We start from the raw sequence: 6118 nt of genomic DNA, 5'->3' as shown, positions 1-6118 counted from the left end.
CGGCGGCATGACGACTGCACCCGCCAACCCCGCCCTTTCCTTCGACCCCACCGATCCGGTCGCGCTCACGCAGGCGCTGGTGCGCTGCCCGTCGATCACACCGCTCGAAGGCGGCGCGTTGGCGCTGCTCGCGGCCGTGTTCGCCGCCGAGGGCTACGACGTCCATCGCCCGGTCTTCAGCGAGCCCGGCAGCCCGGACGTCGAGAACCTCTATGCGCGCATCGGCAGCGAGGCTCCGGTCTTCGTCATCGCCGGGCACACCGACGTCGTGCCGGTGGGTGACGAGGCCGCCTGGACACGCGCGCCCTTCGACGGAGCTATCGAGAACGGCACGCTCTACGGGCGTGGCGCCTGTGACATGAAGGGCGGCCTCGCCGCCATGGTCGCGGCTGCGATCCGCTATCGTCGCGAGAACCCCGATGCGCCCGGCTCCATCGCCTTCCTCATCACCGGCGATGAGGAAGGCCCGGCCGTCAACGGCACTGTGAAGCTGCTGCGTTGGGCGCATGAGCGTGGCGAGCGCTTCGACCACTGCATCCTCGGCGAGCCGACCAATCCCGCGACGATGAGCGACATGATCAAGATCGGCCGGCGCGGCTCGCTGACCGGCCAGGTCACCGTTCGCGGCACACAGGGCCATGTCGGCTACCCGCATCTCGCCGACAATCCGATCCGCGGCATGGTGCGGCTGCTGGCCGCGCTTGATGCGACACCGCTCGACAGCGGCAGCGAGCATTTCGACCCCAGCAATCTCGAAGTGACGACGCTCGATGTCGGCAACCCCGCGACGAATGTCATTCCGGCGCAGGCCCGTGCCGTCTTCAACATCCGTTTCAGCGATGTGTGGACCCCGGAGACGCTCGCGGACGAGATCGATCGGCGGCTGCGCGAGGCGGCGGGCAACACCGTGCGATACGAGGTCAGCTTCCGGCCGACCAACGCCGTCGCCTTCCTGACCGAGCCCGGCCCGTTCGTCAGCATGGTCTCGGACGCCATCGCGGCCGAGACCGGCAAGCGACCGGCGCTCTCGACCACCGGCGGCACATCCGACGCGCGCTTCATCAAGAGCTACTGCCCCGTTGTCGAATACGGGGTCGTCGGCAAGACCATGCACCAGATCGACGAGTCCGTCGCGGTTGCGGACCTCGTCGCACTGGAGCGGATCACGCATCGGTTACTCGCCAGCTATTTTGCAGCGCAACATAGGCCTTGACGCGCCGGAACTGCGGGCCATTATCTCGGTTAGACGAAAGTCTAAGATCGCAGATGATGGAGACCGTGATGAGGCTCGCCGCCGACGACATCGCGCGTTCGCTGCGCGGCTCCTGGCACCTGATGACCCGCGGAGCCGAGGCGCTTTCCGAACTCGACCTCAGCCGGGACGGATTCTGGCGCTCCTATCTCGCCTTCGCGCTGATGCTGCCGGCAACGGTCGCGATCCTCGCGGCCGCGCGGCTGATGGCAGGGCTGCCGAACAGTGCCGGCCTCTTCACCGCGCCGGGACTGGTGCTCGCGGTCATCGGCGCGCTCTGCCTCGCCATTCTCGCGATACCGGCCCTGCTGATCGCGCTGCGCCCCGAACTCGCGCAAGCGCCGCGTTTCACCAGCTTCGTCATCGCCTGGAACTGGGCCGGCGTCGTCTCGGCAAGTCTGATGGCCGTTCCCGCCGCAGTCTTTGCGGTCGGCTGGTCGACCCCCGCGCTCGCGCTGGTTCAATCAGCCTTCTTCGCCGTGATCGTGCTCAGGCTTCGCTACTGCGTCGCCCGTGCCGCATTCGGCCCGGAAGGCCGTTCCATCGCGCTGCCGCTGATCATCGCCAGCGTCGTGCTCGACTATGGCGTGATCCGCCTGTTCGGCCTGTTCTGAGCCAGGCTCAATAGTCCACCCCTGCGAGATAGAGCCCGCTGGAAGGTGCCAGCGCCGCGCATTGCGCGCGCTCGCGCGCGGCCAGGATCTGGCCGATTTTCTCTTCCGGCCAGCGCCCTGCCCCGACCATCTTCAGGCTACCGACGATCGAGCGGACCTGATGATGCAGGAAGGAACGGGCATGGGTGTAGACCACGATCTCCGCGCCCTCGCGCCGCACGTCGAGCCGGTCGATCGAGCGGATCGGACTGTTTGCCTGGCACTCGGCCGCGCGAAAGGTCGTGAAATCATGCTTGCCGAGCAAGGCCTTGCCGGCGCGGTCCATAGCCTCGTGATCGAGCCTTACAGGGACATGCCAGACACGGCCGCGGTCGAGCGCCGGCGGCGCCCGCCGGTCGAGAATGCGGTAGATGTAGTAGCGGCGCCTTGCCGAGATGCGGGCGTCGAAATCGCCCGACACGATCTCGGCGCTGAGCACGCTGACCGGCACCTGCGCCTTCAGCCGCGCGTTGCTTGCGTCGCGCACCGTGTCGGTGCGCCATTCCCTGTCGAGATCGACATGGGCCACCTGGTGCGTCGCGTGGACGCCGGCATCGGTGCGGCCGGCGCAGTGCAGCCGCACCGGGTGGCCGCAGAAGGCCTCGACCGCCTCCTCGACGCTCTGCTGAACCGACGGATCGCTTGCCTGGCGCTGCCAGCCGGAAAACGGCGTTCCGTCATATTCGATGACGAGCTTGTAGCGGGGCATCAGAGCCGGCCGCCAAAGAATGCCAAGCGGATTTTGGACAACGCCGCGCTCCGTTACAGCTTGTCGCCGGCCTCGAGCCGCGCGCCGCGCAGGAACTCGGCCCCGCTCATCGGAGCCTTGCCGGCGCGCTGGACCTGCAGCAGCTTCACCGCACCGACGGCGCAGGCGACCGTGCCCTCGCCATCGAGCAGCGTGCCAGGTTCGGCCGCACCGCCCGCGCGTGCCGTGCGCAGGATCTTCAGCCGCTCTGGGCCCTTGCCGAGATCGATCTCGGCAAAGGCGCCCGGGAAGGGCGAGAGGCCGCGCACCCGGTCATGCACCTGCTGTGCCGGCAGAGCCCAGCTCAGCTTCGCCTCGGCATTGGTGATCTTGGCAGCATAGGTGACGCCATCCTCCGGCTGCGGCGTGAACTGCAGGCCGCCGCGTCCGAGGGCGGCCAGTGCCCGCACCATAAGGTCGGCCCCGAGGATGCTGAGCTGGTCGTGCAGCTCGCCGGCGGTCAGATCGGGCCCGATCGGCAACGTCTCGAGCATCGCGACCGGGCCGGTGTCGAGCCCGGCCTCCATCTTCATTACGCAGACGCCTGTCTCGGCATCGCCGGCCATGATCGCACGCTGGATCGGCGCGGCGCCGCGCCAGCGCGGCAGCAGCGAGGCATGAAGATTGAGACAGCCGAGCTCGGGCAGATCGAGGACGGCCTGCGGCAGGATCATGCCATAGGCGACGACCACAGCGACATCGGCCTGGTGCGAAGCGATGATCTCGGCCTGCTCCGCCGTCTTCAGCGTGGCGGGCGTAAAGACCGGGATGCCGAAGCGCTCGGCCGCCTTGTGGATCGGCGAGGGCTTGAGATCGAGGCCGCGGCCGGCCTGTGCGGGGGCACGGGTGTAGCAGGAGACGACCTCATGCCCCTGCCCGACGATCTCGGTCAGGACTGGCACGGCGAAGTCGGGCGTGCCCATGAAGATGACGCGCAAGCTCATAGGTCGACTTTAACCTCAGCTTCGGCATGACGCCGGAAGAAATGGAACATTCCCCATCCTGAGGAGCGGCCGGAGGCTGCGTCTCGAAGGATGGTCCAGCCACCTCCTGAAGCATGCTTCGAGACGCCGCGCACCGCGGCTCCTCAGAATGAGGGCCTGGATGAAGCTTGTCGATTACGCGGCGCGCTCGCGCTTGGCCGCCTTGGCGAATTTCTTCGTGACGCGCTCGCGCTTCAGGCGCGAGAGGTGATCGATGAAGAGCACACCGTCGAGATGATCGATCTCGTGCTGCAGGCAGGTCGCGAGCAGACCGTCGGCCGCGACCTCCTGCGTCTTGCCGTCGAGATCCATGTAGCGGACCTTTACCTCGGCCGGGCGCTCGACCTCCTCGTAATATTCGGGGATCGAAAGGCAGCCTTCCTCGTAGGCGCTGAACTCGTCCGAAGACCAGGTCACCTCGGGATTGATGAAGACCTGCGGCTTGCGCGGCTCCGGCTCCTCGCCTTCCTTGGCCTCGGGCTTCGACAGGTCGATCGTCACGACGCGCAGCGGCACGCCGATCTGGATCGCGGCGAGGCCGATGCCCGGCGCATCATACATCGTCTCGAACATGTCATCGACCAACGCCCTGATCTCGGGTGTGATGGCCTCCACCGGCTTCGAGACGAGGCGAAGCTGGGCGTCGGGCAGGATGACGAGCGGGCGAACGGACATGGGTTTCCAAGGAAAAGGAGCTGTTGAGCCGGGGACATAAGCATTTGTGGGCAAGCGGTCAAACTGTTCCGCTTTCGTTCGCAACTCCCGTTCGAATCGGCTAGGCTCGCGTGATGAACGAGATCGCCTTCACACTGCTCGATCGCCCTGTGACCTGGGCCGAGGCCGCCCTCGGCTTTGGCGGCTTGAGCCTCATTCTGCTTCTGATGGCTGTGGTCGCCGGTTGGCGCGGCGGCCGAAGCCGCGCGATCGAGGCCGCGATGGCGACCGAGCGCGCCCGCGAAATGGACGACAAGGTCGCGGAAATGAACCGCCAGCAGGCGGAGCTCGCCGGGCGCATGCAGTCCATGGCCGAAATCCTCTCGACACGGCAGGGTGACCTCGCGCGCCTCGTCGCAGAGCGGATGGACGTCCTGCGCCAGCAGGTCGGCGCCGGGCTGGAGCGCAACGTCCAGCAAACCACGGAGAGTCTCGGCAAGCTGCAGGAGCGGCTGGCGGTGATCGACAACGCCCAGAAGAACCTGACCGATCTGACCTCCGAGGTGGTGACGCTCAGGGACGTTCTCGCCAACAAGCAGGCGCGCGGCGCCTATGGCCAGGGCCGGATGGAGGCGATCATCCGCGACGGGCTGCCCGCTGCCTTCTTCTCCTTCCAGCCGCAGCTCTCCAACGGCAAGCGGCCGGATTGCCTGGTCACGCTGCCCGGCGACGGACGCGGCCTCGTCATCGACGCGAAGTTCCCGCTGGAGAGCTTCACGCTGCTGCGCGAGGCACGCGGCGACGATGCGCGCAAGGCCGCCGGCCAGCGCGTGCGCAACGATGTCGGCGTGCATGTGAAGGATATCGCCGAGCGCTATTTCCTGCCCGGAGAGACGCAGGACGTCGCGCTGCTCTTCGTGCCGTCGGAATCGATCTACGCCGATCTGCACGAGCATTTCGACGACGTCGTGCAGCGGGCACACCGGGCCCGCATCATGATCGTCTCCCCCTCGCTGCTGGCGCTGGCGATCCAGCTGATGCAGTCGCTGGTGCGCGATGCGCGGATGCGCGAAGAGGCGCGCGTCATCCAGACCGAGGTCGGCAAGCTTCTCGACGACGTCCGCCGGCTCGGGGAGCGCGTCGACAAGCTCGACAATCATTTCCGCCAGGCCCAGGACGATGTCGGCCAGATCAAGACTTCGGCCGGCAAGGTCACAAGTCGCGCCGAGAAGATCGGCGCGCTCGATTTCGACGACGAGAAAGGCGAGGCGAAACTGCCTTTCGCCAAGGGGCTGGAACTGAAGCGGGCGGCAGAATGATCAGCCGCGGCTGAGCACTGCCGAGAGCTCCGGCTTGACGTTCAATGTCTGGAAGACGACGCAATAGCGCTCCGTCAGCTTGAGCAGCGCATCCAGCTTTTCCTGAGGTGCATCGGTCTCGACATCGAAGGAGAGGCGGATCGCCCGGAAGCCGACCGGCGCGTCCTTTGCGACCCCGAGCGTGCCGCGGAAGTCGAGATCCCCCTCGGCCCGGACGACGCCCTTCTTCAGCTCGATCTCGAGTGCGGTCGCGACCGCCTTCAGGGTCACGCCGGCGCAGGCGACCAGAGCCTCCAGCAGCATGTCGCCGGAGCAGAGCTCGGCACCCGAACCGCCAGTGGCGGGATGCAAGCCAGCGAGCGCGATCGCGCGGCCGGTCTCGACCTTGCAGGCGATGTGCTGATCATCGAGCTCGCCATGAGCCTTGAGCGTGATGACCGCAGCGTCGGGCGCCTCGCGATACTTGTCCTTGAGCGGTGCCTGCAGGGCACGCAAAGCAGTGACGTCCA

At 67.0% G+C, this 6118-nt stretch carries 7 protein-coding genes; 3 read left to right on the top strand and 4 right to left on the bottom strand.

The annotated features are described in order from the left end of the window. Positions 1-7: 7 nt before the first annotated feature. Positions 8-1213: a succinyl-diaminopimelate desuccinylase gene (dapE, locus tag ACIPIA_RS08820; RefSeq protein ID WP_400508638.1), complete on the top strand. Its 1206-nt coding sequence runs from the start codon at positions 8-10 to the stop codon at positions 1211-1213. Between the two features lie 68 nt (positions 1214-1281). Further along, positions 1282-1866 (top strand): hypothetical protein, encoded by a 585-nt coding sequence (locus tag ACIPIA_RS08815; protein WP_400508636.1) that lies wholly within the window; start codon positions 1282-1284, stop codon positions 1864-1866. 7 nt (positions 1867-1873) lie between these two features. Here ACIPIA_RS08815 and truA read toward each other — a convergent pair whose 3' ends face one another. The 3 genes from truA to def form a co-directional block, all read right to left on the bottom strand. Next, positions 1874-2614 carry a tRNA pseudouridine(38-40) synthase TruA gene (gene truA, locus ACIPIA_RS08810; RefSeq protein ID WP_400508635.1) on the bottom strand — a complete coding sequence of 247 codons (741 nt, stop codon included), beginning with the start codon at positions 2612-2614 and terminating at the stop codon, positions 1874-1876. Between the two features lie 53 nt (positions 2615-2667). Continuing rightward, complete coding sequence (fmt, locus tag ACIPIA_RS08805; protein ID WP_400508633.1) at positions 2668-3597, bottom strand: methionyl-tRNA formyltransferase; 930 nt, start codon at positions 3595-3597, stop codon at positions 2668-2670. 174 nt (positions 3598-3771) lie between these two features. Further along, positions 3772-4311 carry a peptide deformylase gene (gene def, locus ACIPIA_RS08800; protein WP_400508631.1) on the bottom strand — a complete coding sequence of 180 codons (540 nt, stop codon included), beginning with the start codon at positions 4309-4311 and terminating at the stop codon, positions 3772-3774. Between the two features lie 113 nt (positions 4312-4424). Here def and ACIPIA_RS08795 point away from each other — a divergent pair, with 113 nt between their 5' ends. Continuing rightward, positions 4425-5609, top strand: a complete 1185-nt coding sequence (locus ACIPIA_RS08795; protein WP_400508630.1) for a DNA recombination protein RmuC — start codon at positions 4425-4427, stop codon at positions 5607-5609. On the opposite strand, the gene ACIPIA_RS08790 is transcribed toward ACIPIA_RS08795, so the two are convergent. Continuing rightward, on the bottom strand, positions 5610-6118 hold a 509-nt coding region (locus tag ACIPIA_RS08790; protein WP_400508628.1), incomplete at its 5' end, for an OsmC family protein.

Origin of the sequence: Allobosea sp. CER48 (genome assembly GCF_044752385.1) — a bacterium.
Lineage (GTDB): Bacteria > Pseudomonadota > Alphaproteobacteria > Rhizobiales > Beijerinckiaceae > Allobosea.
This window is presented reverse-complemented; position numbering and strand designations above follow the sequence as displayed.